The organism is Natrinema salinisoli, from assembly GCF_020405205.1.
GTDB lineage: Archaea > Halobacteriota > Halobacteria > Halobacteriales > Natrialbaceae > Natrinema > Natrinema salinisoli.
Genome location: NZ_CP084469.1, coordinates 287,865 through 307,431 on the forward strand (window position 1 = coordinate 287,865; position 19,567 = coordinate 307,431).

The window sequence follows — 19,567 nt, forward strand, 5'->3', positions numbered from 1 at the left end:
AAGAAGATGATTGGTAATTTGACAACTCTGGAAGTTAATTCCCTCGGTAGACTGCGACATCCGACATTTCTTCAACGCACATAAACGATGATGAGGCAAGCGTGTTCCGTGCCGAGCGAATTTTATCGGCAAGATCCTTGAATTCCCGCCTCTGATCGTGAAACTCGATGAGAAGCACATCACAGTGAGCCTCAAGAGCAGCTAATTCCTGAGAAATCAAGTCGTATTCGCTACCTTCAATGTCTACAAGCAGCATAACGTTTGATAAGTCAAATTCACTTATAAGCGAACTAAATGACAGCGAATCCACAGTCTGGGTACTTCCTTCGGTCTGGTGAAGGCTGCCACTCCACTCTTCGTCGGGAACCGTAAGCGAGACCGGTTCGCGCGTAGGTGAATAGGCGGCATGAATGACTTGAAAATCACAGTTATTCAGGTCCCGATTACGTTCTAAGATCGGGATGAGGTGCTTGTTCGGTTCTACCACGATATGTGTCGAGTCAGGTGCCAGTTTCTGATTCGTATAACACGCTGTGAAGCCGACACAGCCACCGAGTTCAATCACGTCCTGCTCCGGTGTAATATAGGCATCGATCGCGTCTGCCTCGTCCGCTTCATAGCGCCCACGCGCAATCTCGAGTTGTATCAGTGGGGATATCTCTGCGTTCTGTAAATCTATTTTCACATCACGGTGGGTTAGGACATTGGGCAAAATGGTAGTCAGTATTTGGAGTCCAGAGGCGGCTGGGGCCGTTCGAAGAAGTCGATCCCACGCTTGACCACCAAGTCCACGCAATCCCCTCCGTCGATATACCTCTTTCGTCCGATCAAATACGGATCTTTCAGTCATTGTCCATCCCAGTGCTACTAATTGAAGACGTTGGCTCTGTATTCTGAACCATAGGGACTCCTGAATATCGCATTCAGTTCACGGAGAAACTGGTGACCGTTTCGAGGACTGTTTTCGCGCGATCAAGATGCCCGCGTTGTTTGAGTTCCCAGTGTATGCTTGGCGGAAGCTTGTACAGTGTACGTGCAGCGAGTTCGGTGACCCTGTTGCCGTACTCGGTGCTATGGTATTCCCGGATCAGATACCCCTGGACATCCCACTTCTTTGCGAAGTACTCCCGGCTTTGCCGCCGCTTCTGGTCGCTCATCCGGTGCTCTGCGTATTCCCGCATGACTCCCGGCCCTGGATCGTGCGTCACTTGGATCTCCGGAGAGATGGCAAACTCCCAGTCAGTCTGCAATGCATGCCCGAGAAAGAAATCCACGTGTTCACCGTCGATAACGTAGGCTTCGTCCCAGCAATATGCGTCGAACACTTCCGTTCGAAACAGCGTACTGTTCGGTATAAAATCGTATTTGAAATACGTCACTCCTGCTTCGTCGGTGATGGCCTGCTTTTTGTCAAACACGTCGACAATGACCCAGTCATCCACGATACGGATGTCGGCAGCACCGACCACGTGAGTTCCGTTTTCGAGCCATGAGGCCGCAACACCGCCAAGCGATGGGTCATTTTCAAGGACATTTTTTAGACGGAAAATATTCTCAGAGAGGTAATGGTCGTCATCAATCAGTAGTAAATAGTCGGTCTCCGTCTGGTCGAGAATCCGATTTCGTCCAGTGGCAAGTCCAGCGTCGGGTTTGAGATCCACGATCGTCAAGGGAAGATCAGACTTGAACTGAGCGTAGATATCTCGGTTGTATTCCTTTTGAGGACTATCATCCGCAATGATGATATCCTCCGGGGGGACAGGCAGGTCACGGATCGAGGCCAAACACGTTCGCAACTTGTCCGGCCGGAGGAAGGTCTTCAGGCCGATTGTGATTCCGGAATCGGAGTGCATCCACCTAGTGGACGGCTATTCTTAAGGAAAAACAGGCGTATCGTTTCTATCGCCGGATCAGGGTAACAGTATCTTATCACCAATTCTAAATTGGGGAACCAGGATAGTATCTCCGCTCGACACCGACAGCAGTTCCACTCAGCGCTTATCCCTAAGAATTACTCGGAGGAGTCTATGTAACGATGAAGTAACGGAAATGTCCGCCCGGTCCGTTCCTCGACTCGAGCGAGGAATCGCACGTCTTCAGGTCCAATACCGTGGAAGCAAAGAATCAGCATAGGATACAACATGACCCAGACGATCGAAACAAGCGCGCCCGAGACATCCCCTAAGTCGATCAGGAGATACCCGGCGCTCCCAGTTAGAAATCCCATTAAACTTGCTCTCATCCCGCCCTGTGAAAGGGGAATAATTCGGAAATTCTGGTAGAGAACCGCCAAGTTGGCTGCGTTCTTCAGCACGATAGCCGATGTTGATGCAATCGCTGCACCCAGCAGGCCGAACACGGGGATTAAGAGCGCGTTCAAAACGAGATTGACTATTGCCGCCGATCCGGTCGTATACAGCACGGTGCGATTTTTTTCTAAGCCAATCAACGATTGGGAGGTCGCCCCCATCGCGACGGAGAGAACCGCTCCAAGGACCAAGACCCGGAGCGAGATTGCACCGTCGATGTATCCGTCGCCAAACAGAGTTCCAAGAACTGGTTCGGGAAAGACGAAGAGAACGAAAAATGGTGGGAGCGTGACAAAGACTGCCCACTTCGTGATGACTCGATAGACGATCTGAAGCTCTGTCCGCTTTCCAGAGACATCCAGATGGGCTATCACTGGTGATAACAGGAATCCGCTTGCGACGATGACAGTGATGAGTGCCATCCGGAGCTGAAATGCGATATTGTAGATACCGACTTGTTCAGAGGAGAGATAATATCCGATCATGAAGGTATCCGTGTGAATGATGAGGTAGTTCATTCCTTCCATGGCGACCAATGGAAGAGAAAACGCTAGTAACGGCCGGGCCATTCTGTCCGGCGTAACCTCCTCCCACGATGGGAGCATACGATAAGTAAACACAATCCCACCGATTCCGGTCACCGTGAGCGCAATGATTTGTCCGGTCACCGCGCCGACGGCGCCGAACCCGGCAAGTACGAGTCCACTAATAAATACAAAGCGAGCAGTCGGACGGAGGATCTCGTAGATATAGGCATACGGGCGGGCGGATCGCAACCCTCGTGCGACGTTAAGAGCGATCTTTCCAACGACCAGAAACGGAATGCTAACCGCGCCAATCCGAAGTAAGCGGGTGAGCGATGGATTCTGAAAGAGTCGAACAGCCACTGGTTCGGAGACGATGACGATACCCGTGGCGATCACAAGCCCTGATATCACTCCGATCCGAAGTCCTGCTCGGACGACGCCGTAGACTTTGGCGTCTTCCTCCTCATACTCGGGAACCTTTCGTGTCATCCCTTCGTCAAGTCCGAGCGTCGCAAGCATCGTTGCGACCGAGACCACTGCGAGTGTAAGAATCACGCTTCCATACGCGGGCGGCAGAAGCCATCGAGCCATCACCAGTTGCGTGAGAAACCCAAAGCCAAGCGCGATCACTTTCCCGCCGAATACGAGTAATCCCCCCGCACTAACGGTCTCGAGCGCGTCGGTGACTGTGTTTGGATTATTGTTTTTACCGGTCATCTCTTATATGGTCCTGCTCTCAGTCGAACTCACATCCGACAATGTTCCGCTCAAAAATGTGTTGAAGAGGGCTATACGCCACGCTGCGAAGGCCTCTGTCTCTTCACTGTACAGTTCGATAGAGAATGGAGGAATTATGTACCTCATTTTTGTAATTGGTAGTCCTTATCATAACGTGCCTAACGTGTGTCGCTGGCTGTCGCTCAATAGCTGTTCATACTGACCGCCGACCCAGTCCCAATCGTACTTCTCTTCGACTCGATTCCGTGCTTGGTGTTGCAACCGGGTTCGCATGTCAGGATCACGGAGTAGCTGATTGAGTGCATTTCTAAAAGCGGGAATATTCTCTGGATCGACGGTCAGTCCTGCATTCCCAATGACTTCCGCAGTCCCGCTGTACTTCGACGCAATGATTGCAGTTCCTGCCGCCATCGCCTCTTGTAACGCTACCGGACAGTTCTCGTGACTTGACGGGAATACGTATATCGCAGATGTTTCGAGCAGAGTCATAAGTGTCTCCCGTTCGACCCAGCCAGGAAAGGCAACGGTGAGGTCAAGCCGATTAGCTAGTTGCTCCAGGGTGTCCTTATAGGGACCTTCGCCAGTGATGACAACTTCCCAGTCGGTATCAACGGTGGTGAGCGTCTCAAGGAAGTGTTGGACTCCTTTCCGTTCAAAGAGGCGGCTAGTGAGAAGAATGCGTTCTTCGGTCGCTCTATTTGCATCGTATGCCCCGTAGTCGAAGCCGTTTGGAATAATCTCGATAGAGAGGTCTGTACCTGCCGACTGGACTCGGTCAGCGAGATAGCGTGAGGGTGAGACGATACAGTCTGCCTCTGTGGCGACGCGCCGCCAAATTGGTCCCAGAACCTGATGAAGCCGGCTAAATCGATCCGGGTTGTACCCTGGAACGTCAGAACCGTGTGCAGTGATAAAGTACGGTATATCGTAGAAGCTGCTTAGTGAGTATGCAAGGATTCCAGTTGGAATAATAAAATGTGCGTGGATAGCATCATAGGTGTGCTCGGCCAGCAATTGGCGTGCTTTCACGAACCCGGACGGAAGATAGCTCAACATTTCGTGAGGCCGTGACATCGATTGTGACTGACGAAGCGCAGGGACCCGGTAGACATCGATACCGTGTTTCCGCTCCTTTCTCGGCAGTTCACCATACTTCATTGTGACAACATCTACCACATGACCGTGTTCGACGAGAGTCGAAGCGAGTGATTCAGTGACCGGTGCTGCTCCACCACCGAGTGGTGGGAACTCGTAATTAAGCGTCAGAATGCGCATTTTCTCCCCTCTCCCTCGGGAACTGGTCCGGCATCGTCACTGGTGGTTCTGCTTCAACCGGCTCAGCAACTTCATCGCCGGTGAGTACTGCTGTTACGCGGTAGGCGTCCTCCTGCTGGACTGTGAAGTAATTCTTAATACCGATGTCAGCTAGGATTCCTGAAATAAAGAACTGGATGCCGAGTAGGCACATGAAGACAGCAAACAGTGGTAATGCAGTGTCGGAGAGGCTCACGGTGTGAAGTATCTTCAGATACACCGAATACAATCCACTCAGGATACCGATGCTCCCGGTAAGGATGCCGATTCCCCCGAAGATATGTAGTGGTCGTGCAGAGTACTTCTGCCAGAACCAGACATTCAGCATATCAAGAAATCCCTTCGGAAGGCGTCGCCAGCCGTATTTGGTCTTGCCATTCTCACGCTCGCGGTGGGTGACTTCCAGTTCACCGACGCTGAATCCTCGCCAAGTGAGGAGAGGTGGGATATATCGATGCATCTCGCCGGTGAGTCGGATAGCTGTGGCCGCCTCCCGACGGAACGCTTTTAGGGTACACCCGAAATCGTGGAGATCCGTGCCGAGCAGGGCCTGACGCAGCATGCGTGCCACCGCTGAGGAAATCGTCTTTCCCCATGGATCTTCTCTGTCACGCCGCCAGCCGACAACACAATCAAGGTTCTCATGCTCTAATGCGTCGATAAGTCGCGGAATGTCCGTAGGATCGTTCTGGCCATCAGCGTCCAGAGTGACGATTATGTCCCCACGGGCGTAGCGTAGGCCCGCGTCAAGTGCAGCACTTTGGCCGAAATTCCCGCCAAATTTCACCACCACGACACGGTCATCGCTCTCGTGAATTGACCGGAGGACATCATAGCTCCCATCAGTTGAGCCGTCATCGACAAAGATCAGTTCCCACTGACGGTTTATCCCGGTCAACACATCTCGCGTCTCTTCGTAGATACGCCGGAGATTCTCTCGTTCATTGTAGGCGGGTAGCACTACAGATACCACCATATTGCCAATACCTCGGTCAGTGACTACAGATAAGTCCGCGATCGTTTCGTTGGTTAACAGTGAAACTAAAGATCTAAGCCAGTATTGTCAACGGAACCGACCAGCAGGAGAAGGAAACAGAAAATTGATTCAGACGCTGATGGGCAACCACGTAACGACAGTGGTCGTTTACTTGGTGATACATTTCCTCCTTTTCAATACTCTGGTCCGCTTCGCACAGGTGTACGATGAGACTAAATCTGAGAGCGCAAGTGCGGAGAACAGCACGTTCGATCATTCCTATTAGTGAAAGTGCCCAGACGAAAGGGCTGTCCTTAGCGATTACCACAGTTGTCATTGTTGGGCTCACGGTCGCTAGTACGTCTGGCAGTGGCGTTGTAACCACGCTCACCGGTGACGAAGAGGTTGAGCGAGATGGGACTGTTACCCTCAATGTGACGATTGAACACGACACGGAGCCTGACGCAGAAGGGCACCTACTGACGATCACCGACCAAAGCGGTAATCGATTAGAGCAGGTATTTACGTTCGACGGGACGCCGGTTACGAATGTCTCAAATTCAACGGAGATAGACGAGCAAAAACTCGATCCAACACTCGAGATTGGGGACGAAACTACTCCCCAACAGACTGCCGGTGCTGGCTATGAAGTCGGTGCTGCAGGCTACGAAGTCGGTAGCCTAGCAGACAGGGAGACGTCACAAACAATTACGTACACGATCACGCTGAACGCGACGGCATTCGATACCAACGAGTACGACGCCCAGGTCGCGCTCATCACAGATCAAGTCAACGAGAGCTACACTCCACCAGTGGATACGTGGCCGTCTGATGATCTCGGAACAGCGTACGCTTCAAATAATCACACATTCGAAATCACCACCTCAGATCAGGTGGCTAAGTCGGACAAACCGTCCGATCGAACAGTGCATCCTACATTTACGGAGCAGAAGAGTGGTAGTTAGAGCGGACGGCTATTCTCGTGCGTCCACCGCATCTCTGACTGGTGGAGTGGGCCACCACTGTTCGGCCAGTTTCTGCCAGTGGTCGAACTTAGTTTCCATTACTCCGTTGGCGTGACGGCAGGGTGTTCACACCGCAAGCAGTCCCGAGGAAGAGTTTAGTTTCGTGCTCGCTTCCTCCAGCGTACTCTACTCTACGGCAGGATGGACGTGGTGTTGAAGTATCATAGACACTGGGTAGCCGAGTAAATATTGTTTTCCTATACCTGTGCCTTGTTATCTAGTGTCGGTGACGCTTGTGCAGTAATCGATCGTTTTCGTTTTCCCGCCTTTGATAAAATCAGCGTTGACGGCCACTCTTTGTTTGTGCGCAGTGGAGGACTCAGTAGTAAAAATGCAGTAATTAAACCTGAGAGCGAACAGCCATAGTGACAGTGAAGAATTATAGCCTGCAACGCCCGTGCCTCTATTTATGCTGTCCGAGACTTAGCCGGGGGTATGCAAGCAGTCGTTCTCGCTGCAGGGAAAGGGACACGGCTTCGGCCACTTACCGAAGAGAAACCCAAAGCGCTTGTTGAGGTAAATGAGAAGCCAATTATTGAGGATATCTTTGAGAATCTTCTCGAGATCGGTGCTACAGAGTTCATCGTTGTCGTCGGATATCTAAAAGATAATATAATTGACCGATACGGCGAGACGTATCAGGGAATTCCTATTACTTACGCCCATCAGCGAGAGCAGCTTGGGTTGGCCCACGCAATTCTTCAGGCCCAACCATATATAGATAATGATTTTATCCTAATACTCGGAGATAACATCTTCCGTGCGAATCTTGGAGACGTTGTTAACCGCCAGCGTGAGGAGCGTTCCGATGCAGCGTTCCTTGTCGAGCAGGTCCCGTACGAAGAAGCGTCCAGATACGGTGTCCTAGATACAAACGAGTATGGGGAAATCGTGAAGGTGATGGAGAAGCCGGACGATCCGCCGTCAAACCTTGTTATGACGGGGGTCTATACGTTCACACCGGCGATCTTCCGTGCATGTCAGTCAGTTCGGCCATCGAATCGTGGAGAGTACGAACTTCCAGACGCAATCGACCTCCTTCTTCAATCTGGGCACACTATCGATGCAATTCGGATGAATGGCTGGCGGATTGATATCGGCTATCCCGAGGATCGGGAGAAAGCTGAAGAGTTTCTTACAGGCAAACCTAAACCCATGTACGAGGATTGAATGCCCTACCGATAAAGCCCAGAGGGTGCCGACGATCGCTCTAATATCGTCTCTCAGACCAAGTTTTTGGCCGCGAGGTAGACCAATGGTGAAGGACAGATCGTTGTCAACACGCACTGTCGCCTAACCACCGATGTTTCAACAGGGAGTCCACCGCTGGCTAGTAGGGGTGGTATGATTTTCTAGAAGGCAGGGACCATGGTGAGTGGTGGGATCCAATTAATTGAAGTATACCTGATCGGGATAAAAAATGGTTTTGATGGGGTGTCAGAGGTAGGCATCTGGCGCGCGACAATATATTAGATGTCATATTTGTTATACTCTATGGGGCTCTGAAGCAGTCCCTACCACCTTCAAACTTCGGAAAGCAGCGCTCGGAACCCAATTTAACACTGTTTTTGTCGCCAGGTATGCCAGTCCTCGCCCTTTTGATGCTTGCCCTTGGTTTTAGATACACGGATTTGCACGACGAGATCAACCCACGTTCCGGGACGGAACGAAATCACGGTAGATGTGGGACGGTGGTTTAAATCAGGTTACCGCCGTCTGTCGGATGTGGATCGTTCCCGGAGGGAACGAGCGCTGAGAGGGCCATAAAAGGGATGGCGGAGAGGCCACCGTCGTCTGCTGGTCTCTCAATCTACACCTTATAAAACGGGCGTGGCGGGATTCGAACCCACGATCAGAAGGTTAGGAACCTCCTGCCCTATCCGCTAGGCCACACGCCCCGGCGGAAAAAGAACTCAGTTGGTTTCCGTCTCGGTTTCGGTTCCGGTCTCGGTCGTCGTCTCCTCGTCGGAGGTGACGGGCTCCGTGTCGACGAACTCCTCGTCGTCGGAGTCCGTCTCGCTGACGGAGCCACCTTCGCGCATTTCTTCGAGTTCCGTTTCGACTTTCTCGCGCCCCTTCTGGAACTCGCCCATCGCCTCACCGGTCGATCGTGCCAGCTTCGGGATCTTGTTCGCCCCGAAGAGCAAGACCGCGATGACGAGAATGATGGCGAGTTCCGGAGGCCCCATGCCGCCGGGAATGAACAGCGGTGCAATTTCGGCTACCATCTCTATACGTTGCTTACCCGCTGGCAATTATAACCTTTTTGGACCACTGAGATAAGCAAGCCCCCGCGAAAGTCCGTTTGTGAACGATATTCGCCAGAAGCCATACGATACGCTACATGTTAGGAGCTAGTTGTACTTTGACAGTGTCGATCCCCGAAACGCTCCGCAAACGAAACTGTCTTTCCGGCTAACACGCAATAACGAGGCGATGGTAACAACCGGAGACGCTACACCCGACTTCACCGCACCGCTCGCAAACGGCGACATCGAGGAGTTCACCCTTTCCGACGAGCTCGAAACCGACGCGCCGATCGTCCTCGCGTTCTTCCCGGGCGCGTTCACCAGCGTCTGTACGACCGAGATGTGTGCGTTCCAGGACCGACTGGCCGCCTTCAACGACCTCGACGCCACCGTCTACGGCGTCAGCCGCGACTCGCCGTTCACGCTCAACGAGTTCCGCGAGCAAAACGACCTCGAGTTCGGCCTGCTCAGCGACTACAATCAGGAGATCACCGAGGCGTACGGCATTTCGATGGACTTCGCCGATCTGGGCGTCTACGGCGTCTCCAAGCGATCGGTGTTCGTCATCGACGCCGACGGCGAAATCACCTACTCGTGGGTCAGTGACGATCCCGGCGTCGAACCCGACTACGACGAGGTCGAGGCAGCCGTCGAGGAGCTCGCCTGAATCGGTCGAGCGACGATTGCGACGCGACCGTCGCAGGTCTTTTTTAGTCCGCACTCGACGTTCACCCATGAGCGACCCCGCCGCCGACGACGATTCCCGCCGCGTCTACACCCCCGACGCCGACCACAACTTTCCCGACGCGAAACTCAACGCCGTCCTCGAGTTCGTCGACACCGACGAGGAGATCACGACCTACCTCGAGGCCCAGAACGTCAACGCGGTCGATCGGATGCGGTACAACGATCACGGCTCGAAACACATCGAGATCGTCCGCAATCGAGCGCTCTGTTTGTACGACCTGCTCAAGGCCGGCGACGTCGATTTCAACGGTGCGCGTCAACAGGGACTCGAGGAGGAGGACGAAGCCGTCATCATCGCGCTCGCAGCGACCCTCCACGACGTGGGTCACGTCGTCCACCGCGACAGCCACGCCTACTACTCGATCCCGCTGGCCGCGGACATCCTCGACCGGGTCCTCCCCGAGTTCTACGACGTCGCCGATACCGTCCGGATGCGAGGCGAGGTTCTCCATGCGATCCTCTGTCACCACACGGCCGAGACGCCGCTGACCACCGAGGCGGGCGTCATCCGCGTCGCCGACGCCCTCGACATGGAACGAGGCCGCTCGCGGATCCCCTACGAATCCGGCGGTCGGGGTATCAATACCCTCTCGAGTCAGGCGATCAGTCGCGTGTCGCTCCAGCAGGGCGACACCACGCCGGTCATGGTCGAAATCGCGATGACCAACGCCGCCGGCGTCTACCAGGTCGACAACCTGCTCAAGGCCAAGCTCAAAGACTCCGGTCTCGAAGACCAGATCCGAATCGTCGCGCTCAACACGAACGAGAACCGCGAGCAGTTGGTGGAACGGATCGAGCTCTAACAACGAAATTTTACGCTGTCGTTCGAGAGAGCGGAGCTCTCTCGTGATGACGAAAGACACCTTCGGCGTCTTTCGAACCACGGTCGCGGCTTCGCCGCTCCCTCGGTAAAATTTCGATCAAAAGCACTCCTCCTTCCCCTCCACTCGGCTCGCGGCTGCGCCGCTCGCTTCATCGCGGCGCAAAGCGCCGCGCTCTCGTTTCGGGTCAGTCGTCGGCCCGCTCGCTCACTCCGTTCGCTCGCGGCGAGTACCGGTGAACGGCCTGCCCTCCCCCGAGTCGCGAGTTCCTCGCGATGCTCGGAACTCGCTCCCGGCCCTTCGGCGTCGTTGATTTCCTCTCAAGCGATCTCGTACCGCCCGTTTCGCCGCTCGAGATAGCCACGATCCCGAAGCGTGCCGGTGATCGAGAGGACGGTTCCCTTCGTAACCGCCAGATCGTCACAGAGATCGTCGGGGGTCGCGCCGTCGCCGGCGGCCAGATACAGGTACACCAATTTCGCTCGCCCGGATTCGAGGTCGGCTGGAATCGATACGTCGAGGTTCGTCGTCGCTGTTTGATTCATACTTCACGCCTGTATTTCGACGATAATAAAACTCATCTACAACGATCGTCGAAAGTATGCCGGGGAGACGGCTTCGCTCGTTGTCGATACGAAATGCCTCGATCGTCGAATGTCCGTTAAAACTGCATCTGAGCCGCTCGAGTTGCCGTTCTGGGAGATAGGCAATCGTCGTGACCGGCGATTCGTGCTAGCAGGTAGCGAACGCGCTGCGAGGGGTGGAGCAGACGGACCGCTTTTGTAGACCCACCCGAGAATGGTAGAACACGCAATGTCGACGCAAATCACCGTTCTCGCGCTACTAACTGGGTTATTGACCGGCGCACTGTTTCGGTTTCTCAATATTCCGATTCCAGCACCGCCCGAACTCCCAGGGATCATGGGAATCGTCGGGATCTACGTCGGATACAAATTGATCGAGTATTTCGACGTCGGCGTGGATCTGCTCGAGGTACTCGGACTGTAGCGACCGAGCGGTGTCCGCTGGCCGTGTCCTCAGGTTTCCGACTCGCTACTGAAGAAGAATTGCATGAACATCCAGAGCGTCAGCAGGACCGCCGCCGGCGAGAACACTACCGCGAGGAACAGCAGCGGGCCGGCCAGAACGGAGTTGCCCAGGAAAGACGCGACGACGAGCAGTGAAACGGTACCCATACGGATCGCAAGAGGCGGGAACGGTTTAAGCGATTCTACTCGCAGCGAGCTCCGGTTGGAGTACTGGGAAAACGAAAACGACTGCGCCGTCGTCAGTAACTGCGCTCTTTCGGCTCGTAGGTCTTGTTCTGGCCCTCGAGGATAACCGGGCGGTAGAAGATCGAGGGTTCGCCGTCGTCCCAGGAGATGAGGGTGTGCTTGAGCCACTCCTCGTCCTTGCGCTCCTGGTGTTCCTTGCGCCAGTGGGCGCCGCGGAACTCGTCGCGCACGAGTGCGCCGAGCGCGATGGACTCCGCGACGTCGATCAGGTTCCGCGTCTCGATCGTCTGCTGGAGGTCCGTGTTGAACGTCCGCGAGGGGTCGTCCACGTAGACGTCCTGGTACTCCTGGCGGCACTCGCGGATGATCTCGAGCGCCTTCTTGACGCCCTCTTCCGTGCGGAAGACGTTGACGTAGTCGGTCATCGCTTTCTGGAGCTTCGCGCGGATTTCGGCGTGCTGGACGCCGTCTTCCTTGTCCATCAGACGGTCGACGCGCTCGCGTGCGGTTTCGACGGTTCGTTCGAGGATACCCTCGGGGTCGGCAGTGACGCCGCCGTCCGCGGCGACGCCGCCGGTCGCGTCGAGTCCCGCTTCGCCCGGTGCGACCGGAAGCTCGGTCTCGGTCTCGTCCTCGACGTCGTCGCCGTAGCCGGTCCGGATCTTCGGCTCGCCGAGGTCGTCGCCGGCGGCGTGGCGGCCGGCGCGCTTCCCGAAGACGATCAGTTCCGGCAGGGCGTTCCCGCCGAGGCGGTTGCCGCCGTGGACGGAGACGCAGGCACACTCACCGGCGGCGTAGAGGCCGTCGACACAGGTCTGGCCGTTCTCGTCGACCTCGATGCCGCCCATCGCGTAGTGCTGGCCGGGCTTGACCGGCATCGGCTCGACGAGGCCGTCGACGCCCTCGAAGTCCTCCGCGAGGTGGAGGATGTTCTCGAGGCGGTCCATGATGCGGTCCTCACCGAGGTGGCGCATGTCGAGGTGGACGTACTCGTCCTCGACGCCGCGTCCCTCGTCGACTTCGGTGAGTTCGGCGCGTGCGACGACGTCGCGCGAGGCGAGTTCGCCCGAGTTGTTCGCGTAGCCGTGCTCGAACATGAACCGCTCGCCCTCGCTGTTGTAGAGGATACCGCCTTCCCCGCGGACACCCTCGGAAATGAGGACGCCCGTCGAGGGCAGCGAGGTCGGGTGGAACTGGATGAACTCCATGTCCTCGAGCGGCGCGCCCGCGCGATAGGCCATCGCGTGGCCGTCGCCGGTACAGGAGACGGCGTTGGTAGTGTGATCGAAGGCCTGTCCGGGGCCGCCGGTCGCGAGGACGACTCCCTGGTTCGCTTTGAAGCCCTCGATGGTGCCGGACTGAACGTCGTACGCGACGACGCCGTGGCACTCGCGGTCGTTGGGGTCCGCCTCGTCGGTCGTCGCGAGGTTCATCACGTACCACTCGTCGTAGACCTGAATGCCCCGTTTGACGACCTGCTCGTACATCGTGTGCAGCAGGTGGTGGCCGGTTTCGGCGCCGGCGTACGTGGTCCGCGGGTACGAGAGCCCGCCGAACGGGCGCTGGGAGACGCGGCCGTCCTCCTCGCGGGAGAACGGCATCCCCCAGTGCTCGAGGTTGATCGTCTCTTCGGGGGCGTCCTGAGCGAGGGTCTCGACCGCCGGCGCGTCGCCGAGGTAGTCCGACCCCTTCATCGTGTCGTAGGCGTGGAGTTCCCAGTCGTCGCCCTCCTGGAGTGCGGCGTTGATGCCACCCTCGGCCGCGCCGGTGTGGCTGCGGACGGGGTGGAGCTTCGTGACCATCGCCACGTCGGCTCCCGCTTCGTGCGCTGCGATCGCGGCCCGGAGGCCGGCGCCGCCGGCGCCGACCACGATAACGTCGTGTTCGTACATGAATTACCAGAATTTCAGGTTTTTCTTGACTGCTTCCCGCTTGAGCTCCTGAATGTGCTCGGTGAGCGGAATGTCTTTCGGACACACCTCGGTACAGGAGAACTGCGTCTGGCACCGCCAGACGCCGTGTTCCTGCTCGAGAATGCGGAGTCGGTGCTCTTTGATTTCCTCGCCCTCGCGGTCGTCCATCGCGAACTTGTAAGCCTTGTTGATCGCCGCGGGGCCCAGATACTCGTTGTCGCCGGCCGCGATGTTACAGGAGGACATACACGCACCACACCAGATACACCGCGAGGACATCTTGATCTTCTCGCGATTCTCGGGGCTCTGGCGTTGCTCTTCGAGCGCGTCCGTCTCGGGCGTGTCCTCGTCCTGGAAGTACGGCTCGACCGCGTGCATCTGGTCGTAGAAGTGGTCCATGTCGACGACCAGGTCCTTGACGACTTCCTGATGGGGCAGCGGCTCGATGCGGACCGGCTGCTCGAGGTCCGAGATCTGCGTCTTGCAGCCCAGTCGCTGCTTGCCGTTGACGAAGAAGGCGTCGGAGCCGCAGACGGCCTGCCGACAGGAGTGACGGAAGGTGAGCGAGGAGTCGTACTCGTCGCGGGCGTACATGACGGAGTCGAGCACCGTCATCCCCTTCGTGAACGGGACGTGGAAGTCGTCGAAGCGGGGTTCCTGCTTGTCCGCCACTTCGGGGTCGTAGCGGAACACCTTGATGTGGACCGTCTCCCCCTCGAGTTCGGCCTCCTTTTCGGCGTGTTCCTCGACCATGCCGCCGCCTTTCTGCTCCTCGGCCGCCGGCGACTCGGCGCCTTTCATCTCCGGGTCTTCCGGTGCTTCTTGACTTTCGGGTTCGGCTTGTTGTGTGCTCATATTAGATCATCCCCGACATCGTCAGTGCGACGTAGGTTCCCTGGGCGATGAGTCCGACACTGGCAAGGGCCAACACTGCCAGCACTGCCTTCTTCTGGGTGCCCTCTAACCCCTGATTGACCAGCGCGTTGTAGACGCCGTTGACGCCGTGGAACGTGGCGGTGATCAGGAACAGGACCATCGTCAACAGGTATCCAACGTTCTCCATTCTGGCCTGAGTACCCAAGAACGTTACCTCGTACGCGTGGTTGACGAAGTGCAGGAGGAAGAAGTGGAAGGCGAGAACGACCACCAGAAACGCCGCGGTGACCCGCTGGAGGAACCAGCGCGTGCCGCCGGGCGTAAAGGAGGAGTACTGTTCTGCCATTAGAGGGACACCCCGGTCAGGAAGGTCGGAACGCTCGCGACGGTGATCGCACCCGTCAACACGAGCGAGGCGTAGAAACTCTTGTCCTGTGCCTCGAGTCCGACCCCGAGGTCGACCATCAGCAGGCGGAGGCCGTTCAGGATGTGGAAGACGGCCACCGCGAGCAGGCCGACCTCGAGCAGTCGGATGAGGAACAGACCCTCGAGCCCCTGCAGCGTCGTGGTGTACACGTCCGACTCTGCCATAATTGCAGCTTCGTTCCCCGCTGCGCCGATAGACGTACTCAGCACGGCGATGTGGGTGAACAGGTAGCCGATCAGCATCCACCCGGTGAACTTGTGGAAGATCCACGCCCACATGCCGGCCGAGAACTCCTTCCAGCGACCGAAGTCCTCGATGAGGCCGCGATTGTAAGACTGACTCATACTCTCATATGGACCGTTTGACCGTGGCGGTATAGAAGTTACTTTTATCTCTCCTAGCAGGCCTTCGGTGCGGTCGAATAGAGACGGAAAACAACCAGTTCGCGCTGCAAACTCCCGAATTGGTTCGGGAGTGGTCGTCCGATCGGTCGACGACCGGGTCGGGTCAGTCGTCTTGCCGGAGGTCCGACCGCGACCGCTCGGTGGTACGCTCGCGCTCGAGCGCCGTGAGCGTGTCCGGCGAGAGCCCGACGAGGTGACAGAGCGGGTTTCCCGGGTAGACGACGGGATTCTCGAGAACGCCGACGATGAGGCCGGTGAAGGGAGCCTCGACGGTGACGATGTCGTCCTCTTCCTTGAACGGGTTCGTGATGGTACAGATGACTTCGCCCTCCTCGACGAGCGCGCCGCGGCCGCGTTTCATGTCGACTATGCCGCCGGCGTCCGCGCGGAGCCACGTCTTCTCGTCGTCGTCGTCGATGACGGTCCGCCAGCCGGGCCAGTGGACGGATGACTCGTGGTGGCACCCGAACTCGGCGAGCACGCTCGCGACGCCCGTGAGCGCGCGGTCGATCAGCCGCCGCTGGAACCGGTGGGCTTCGCCCATCTCGACGGTGATCGTCGGGATCCCGTCTTCGGTCGCCTCCCGACGGAGCGTTCCCGAGGGCCCCTCGCCCGCGATGATGACGTTGGAACTGAACGCCTTGGCGAGTCTTTCGACGCCCGGTTCCTCTATGTTCGCCCGGACGTGGAGCATGTTCGTTCGCCCGCGCGTCGACGTGTGGAAGTCGATCCCGAGATCGCAGGGCTCGATGAAGTTCGTGTATATCTGATGGGCCATCCGTCTGGCGCTGGTCGACCCCTCGCGACCGGGGAACGACCGGTTCAGGTCCCGATCGTAGATCGGAAGGTACCGCTCCTGTGCGAGGAAACCGGGGACGTTCATTACCGGCAGGCAGACGAGCGTCCCGTGAAGCACCGAGTGATCCCAGTCGTGGGCGACCTCGCGGACGACCTCGATCCCGTTGAGTTCGTCGCCGTGGGCCGCCGCCGAGAGGAAGACCGTCGGTCCCGGATGTTCGCCGTTGATCACCGTCACGGGGATTCTGACCGGGTCCCCGAGATACGTCTCGCTGATACCGTATCGAATGTTCGCCGACTCGCCGGGATCGACCCGACCGCCGTTGTACGTGAACGCGGCGGACTCGCCCGACTGGTCGGGTGGCCGTGTCGCTTCGTCGTCGCTCATACGACGTTCTCCGGCGGCACCACCGTGAATGTTCTCCCTTCAGTTTCTCGAGGACGTTCCAGCGCGTAGCCCCGAGCCATTCTACGCTACTTTTCGCGGAGAAAACCGGTTTTCCCCCGACACCGTCGATCAATATCCGGGACTGTGGGCATACGTTTTGTATCTGGCTGTGCTATGGACACCCATGGAGATTCGCCACGCAACCGACTCGGACGCCGACGCGATTCGCTCGATCGCCCACGATTCGCTCAACTCGACGTACACGGACTTCCTCGAGGAGGAGACCATCGACGAGGCGATCGAGCAATGGTACGGCGACTCGCTCACCGACGAGCTGGCGGACGACCACACCCTCTTCTTGATCGTCGAACGCGACGGCGAGATTGCCGGGTTCTCCCAGAGCGAGCTAGTCGGCCAGCACCCAAGTACCGGCCACCTCCTCTGGTTACACGTCCACCCCGATCACCGCGGCGACGCGACCGGCGTGCGATTGCTCGTCCACACTCGCGAAACGTTACTCGAGGAGGGTGCGGACGGGATTCGGTGCTTCGTCCTCGCGGACAACGAGGGCGGTAACGAGTTCTACCGGGCCCACGGCTTCAACCAGGCCGACCAGCGCGAGGTCGAGATCGGATCGGAGACGTTTACCGAGAACATCTACGTCGAAGGCGACCTCGAGGACGGCGGGGAGTGGGGTGCGGTCGACGAAGTCGCGGCCGACGGCGAGACGATCTACGTGAGCTACGGTGAGGCGACCCGCGGCACGCAGTCGCCGTTTTACACGGCCTACGAGAGCCCGGATCGGAACGACATATACGCGTGGTTCTGCGGGAACTGCGACTCCGTCGACAACGCGATGGATGCGATGGGTCGGATCGAGTGTAACAAGTGTGGCAACCGACGGAAAGCGACCCGCTGGGACGCGTCGTATCTCTAGACGCACGAAACCATCGTCCTCGGTCCCTGCGTCCGGCCGCGGATAGCGAGTGACGGTTTCGGTCGACGCTTCCCCTCGAATCGAGCGATCGCCAGCAACCGGTCGGCAACTGTAGTTATCGAAGCTTGCGTCTCTATCTCTCGTCACTGAGTATCAGTATTGACTATCTGTACGGGCTGATTTCGAGGATTTGAACGGCGATACAGGAGAATCATCGGTCGCCCGGCTCTGCCGGTCCGGTTCGTCGGGATCGCGTATCGAGAAGAACCCCACTGGCAGTTCTGTTGGGGCCGGTTTCGGGCTGTTGTCTCCCCATTACAATCCTTCGCTCGCTCGAGTCTCCATCTACGTTGGTCGCGCTCGCCCCTGGCGGCAGTCGGTCACGAGTGTCTCATCCCCCACACCGAGTATGAACAGAGCGGATCACATCGTCGACGGCTTCAAGGCAACGCTCCTCGCGCGCGGGATCTACATGATCTCGAGTGCGTTGTTGATGTTCGTTCTGGCACGGTACCTGCTCGAACCGGGCGGGTACGGTGCGCTGTACTGGGCGATCGGGGTGTTGACCATTATCCAGTTATTTGCCGATCTGGGACTCAGCAAGTCCGTCGCGCGGTACATCTCGGAGTACCGCGAGACGGACCCTGGTCAGGTTCCGTATCTGATCAGGTCCGTGATTACGGCCAAGATCGTCCTCCTCACCGTCGTCGGGTACGTCCTGTTGCTCTTTCACGAGCAGATCGCGACCGCGCTCGGCGATCCGGGAGCGGCACCGTTTCTCGCCGCGGGCGTGATTTATCTCGTCGTCTTCTCGCTCAGCACCTTCGCGCAGGTGGCGTTTCAGGGGTTCAATCACCTCGGCTACAGCGCGCTCGTTCAGGCGGTCAGCGGGACCGGTCGGTTCCTCTTCGCCGTCGCCTTCGTGCTCGCCGGCCTCGGTGCGCTCGGCGCATTCTTCGGGTACATCGTCGGCTACGCTATCTCCGCTACCCTCGGCATCGGCATCCTCTACTACGGCTTCGTCCGGAAACACGAGAGGGCCGACGAGTACGAGGAGGGCCTCTCCCGGCGGCTCATCGAGTACAGCGTCCCGCTGACGGCCACCCGGAGCGCGAACGTTATCGACAAGCAGATCGACATCGTGCTGGTCGGAGTCTTTCTCAACCCCGCCGCCGTCGCCTTCTACACCCTCGCAAAGCAGATTTCGGACTTCGTGCTCGCCCCCGCGGAGTCGCTCGGGTTCACCATCTCGCCGAACTTCGGCGAACAAAAGGCCGCCGACCAACTCGAGGAGGCCAGACGGATCTACGAGACGTCGTTGACGAACGTCCTGTTGCTGTACATCCCGGCGGCCGTCGGGCTCGCCATCGTCGCCGGTCCGTTCCTGACGCTGGTGTTCGGAAGCGACTACGCGGCAGCCGTGCCCGTGCTACAGGTACTCGCCGGGTTCGTCGTGTTGCAGGCGATCACGAACCTGACCAGCGACAGTCTGGACTATCTCGGGCGCGCTCGAGCGCGCGCCGTCGCGAAGGGCGGAACGGCCGTCGCCAATTTCGGGCTGAACATCCTCCTGATTCCGACCATCGGCGTGGTCGGCGCTGCGATCGCGACGGTGGCGACCCACTCGGTGTACGTCGCGGTGAACCTCTACATCGTCCACACCGAACTCGAGTTGAACGTGCGTCGGATCGCCCGCACGACGGGACTCGTCTGCGGGATCACCGGCGTGATGGCGGTGGCCGTGTTGCTGGTGACGCCGCTGGTCTCGAGCCTGTTCATGCTGGTCGGCGCGATCGCCGTCGGGACGATCACCTGGGGCGTACTGGCGGTGATGAGCGGGCTGGTCGACCCGGGGCAGGTACGGTCCGTCATCGGCTGAACCG

Annotated in this window: 20 protein-coding genes and 1 tRNA gene; 7 read left to right on the plus strand and 14 right to left on the minus strand. The window is 57.8% G+C overall.

Annotated features, from left to right (window positions below):
- Positions 1–34 precede the first annotated feature (34 nt).
- From LDB05_RS01495 to LDB05_RS01515, 5 genes are all read right to left on the minus strand, one after another.
- Positions 35–685: an FkbM family methyltransferase gene (locus LDB05_RS01495; protein WP_226006162.1), complete on the minus strand. Its 651-nt coding sequence runs from the start codon at positions 683–685 to the stop codon at positions 35–37.
- 238 nt (positions 686–923) lie between these two features.
- Positions 924–1,853, minus strand: a complete 930-nt coding sequence (locus LDB05_RS01500; RefSeq protein WP_226006163.1) for a glycosyltransferase family 2 protein — start codon at positions 1,851–1,853, stop codon at positions 924–926.
- Positions 1,854–2,011: 158 nt separating this feature from the next.
- Entirely contained in the window at positions 2,012–3,553 is a 1,542-nt protein-coding gene (locus tag LDB05_RS01505) for a flippase (RefSeq protein WP_226006164.1), read from the minus strand.
- Positions 3,554–3,721: 168 nt separating this feature from the next.
- Positions 3,722–4,849 carry a glycosyltransferase family 4 protein gene (locus LDB05_RS01510; RefSeq protein WP_226006165.1) on the minus strand — a complete coding sequence of 376 codons (1,128 nt, stop codon included), beginning with the start codon at positions 4,847–4,849 and terminating at the stop codon, positions 3,722–3,724.
- On the minus strand, positions 4,830–5,864 hold the full coding sequence (locus LDB05_RS01515) for a glycosyltransferase family 2 protein (RefSeq protein WP_226006166.1): 1,035 nt from the start codon (positions 5,862–5,864) through the stop codon (positions 4,830–4,832). Before LDB05_RS01515 ends, LDB05_RS01510 begins: the two co-directional genes overlap by 20 nt.
- Positions 5,865–6,298: 434 nt before the next feature.
- Between LDB05_RS01515 and LDB05_RS01520 the strand changes: the two genes are divergently transcribed.
- Both LDB05_RS01520 and aglF read left to right on the plus strand, forming a co-directional pair.
- The gene (locus tag LDB05_RS01520; protein ID WP_226006167.1) at positions 6,299–6,829 is read left to right on the plus strand and encodes a hypothetical protein; all 531 of its coding nucleotides are present in this window, start codon (positions 6,299–6,301) and stop codon (positions 6,827–6,829) included.
- Between the two features lie 495 nt (positions 6,830–7,324).
- Positions 7,325–8,059, plus strand: a complete 735-nt coding sequence (aglF, locus tag LDB05_RS01525; protein ID WP_226006168.1) for a UTP--glucose-1-phosphate uridylyltransferase AglF — start codon at positions 7,325–7,327, stop codon at positions 8,057–8,059.
- A 655-nt stretch (positions 8,060–8,714) separates the two neighbouring features.
- On the opposite strand, the gene LDB05_RS01530 is transcribed toward aglF, so the two are convergent.
- Together LDB05_RS01530 and LDB05_RS01535 are read right to left on the minus strand one after the other, a co-directional pair.
- A tRNA-Arg gene (locus LDB05_RS01530) sits at positions 8,715–8,787 on the minus strand.
- Positions 8,788–8,802: 15 nt separating this feature from the next.
- Positions 8,803–9,117, minus strand: a complete 315-nt coding sequence (locus LDB05_RS01535) for a Sec-independent protein translocase subunit TatA/TatB (protein WP_226006169.1) — start codon at positions 9,115–9,117, stop codon at positions 8,803–8,805.
- A 208-nt stretch (positions 9,118–9,325) separates the two neighbouring features.
- Between LDB05_RS01535 and LDB05_RS01540 the strand changes: the two genes are divergently transcribed.
- Positions 9,326–9,805: a redoxin domain-containing protein gene (locus LDB05_RS01540; RefSeq protein WP_226006170.1), complete on the plus strand. Its 480-nt coding sequence runs from the start codon at positions 9,326–9,328 to the stop codon at positions 9,803–9,805.
- Between the two features lie 67 nt (positions 9,806–9,872).
- The gene (locus LDB05_RS01545; protein ID WP_226006171.1) at positions 9,873–10,688 is read left to right on the plus strand and encodes an HD domain-containing protein; all 816 of its coding nucleotides are present in this window, start codon (positions 9,873–9,875) and stop codon (positions 10,686–10,688) included.
- A 338-nt stretch (positions 10,689–11,026) separates the two neighbouring features.
- Here LDB05_RS01545 and LDB05_RS01550 read toward each other — a convergent pair whose 3' ends face one another.
- Positions 11,027–11,251 (minus strand): helix-turn-helix domain-containing protein, encoded by a 225-nt coding sequence (locus tag LDB05_RS01550; protein WP_226006172.1) that lies wholly within the window; start codon positions 11,249–11,251, stop codon positions 11,027–11,029.
- Positions 11,252–11,519: 268 nt separating this feature from the next.
- Between LDB05_RS01550 and LDB05_RS01555 the strand changes: the two genes are divergently transcribed.
- Complete coding sequence (locus tag LDB05_RS01555) at positions 11,520–11,714, plus strand: XapX domain-containing protein (RefSeq protein ID WP_226006173.1); 195 nt, start codon at positions 11,520–11,522, stop codon at positions 11,712–11,714.
- 29 nt (positions 11,715–11,743) lie between these two features.
- On the opposite strand, the gene LDB05_RS01560 is transcribed toward LDB05_RS01555, so the two are convergent.
- The 6 genes from LDB05_RS01560 to LDB05_RS01585 form a co-directional block, all read right to left on the minus strand.
- On the minus strand, positions 11,744–11,902 hold the full coding sequence (locus LDB05_RS01560; protein WP_226006174.1) for a hypothetical protein: 159 nt from the start codon (positions 11,900–11,902) through the stop codon (positions 11,744–11,746).
- 92 nt (positions 11,903–11,994) lie between these two features.
- Positions 11,995–13,833 carry an FAD-binding protein gene (locus LDB05_RS01565; protein ID WP_226006175.1) on the minus strand — a complete coding sequence of 613 codons (1,839 nt, stop codon included), beginning with the start codon at positions 13,831–13,833 and terminating at the stop codon, positions 11,995–11,997.
- Between the two features lie 3 nt (positions 13,834–13,836).
- A complete protein-coding gene (locus tag LDB05_RS01570; RefSeq protein WP_226006176.1) occupies positions 13,837–14,709 on the minus strand; it encodes a succinate dehydrogenase/fumarate reductase iron-sulfur subunit in 873 nt (290 codons plus the stop codon).
- Position 14,710: 1 nt separating this feature from the next.
- Positions 14,711–15,076, minus strand: coding sequence for a succinate dehydrogenase hydrophobic membrane anchor subunit (locus LDB05_RS01575; RefSeq protein WP_226006177.1), 366 nt, complete (start codon positions 15,074–15,076; stop codon positions 14,711–14,713).
- On the minus strand, positions 15,076–15,501 hold the full coding sequence (gene sdhC / locus LDB05_RS01580) for a succinate dehydrogenase, cytochrome b556 subunit (RefSeq protein WP_226006178.1): 426 nt from the start codon (positions 15,499–15,501) through the stop codon (positions 15,076–15,078). The genes LDB05_RS01575 and sdhC overlap by 1 nt, the downstream gene beginning before the upstream one ends.
- A gap of 163 nt (positions 15,502–15,664) precedes the next feature.
- A complete protein-coding gene (locus LDB05_RS01585; RefSeq protein ID WP_226006179.1) occupies positions 15,665–16,747 on the minus strand; it encodes a succinylglutamate desuccinylase/aspartoacylase family protein in 1,083 nt (360 codons plus the stop codon).
- A gap of 184 nt (positions 16,748–16,931) precedes the next feature.
- On the opposite strand from LDB05_RS01585, the gene LDB05_RS01590 reads away from it, so the two are divergent.
- Both LDB05_RS01590 and LDB05_RS01595 read left to right on the plus strand, forming a co-directional pair.
- Positions 16,932–17,684 (plus strand): GNAT family N-acetyltransferase, encoded by a 753-nt coding sequence (locus LDB05_RS01590; protein WP_226006180.1) that lies wholly within the window; start codon positions 16,932–16,934, stop codon positions 17,682–17,684.
- A gap of 409 nt (positions 17,685–18,093) precedes the next feature.
- Positions 18,094–19,563, plus strand: coding sequence for a flippase (locus LDB05_RS01595; RefSeq protein WP_226006181.1), 1,470 nt, complete (start codon positions 18,094–18,096; stop codon positions 19,561–19,563).
- Positions 19,564–19,567: the final 4 nt, after the last annotated feature.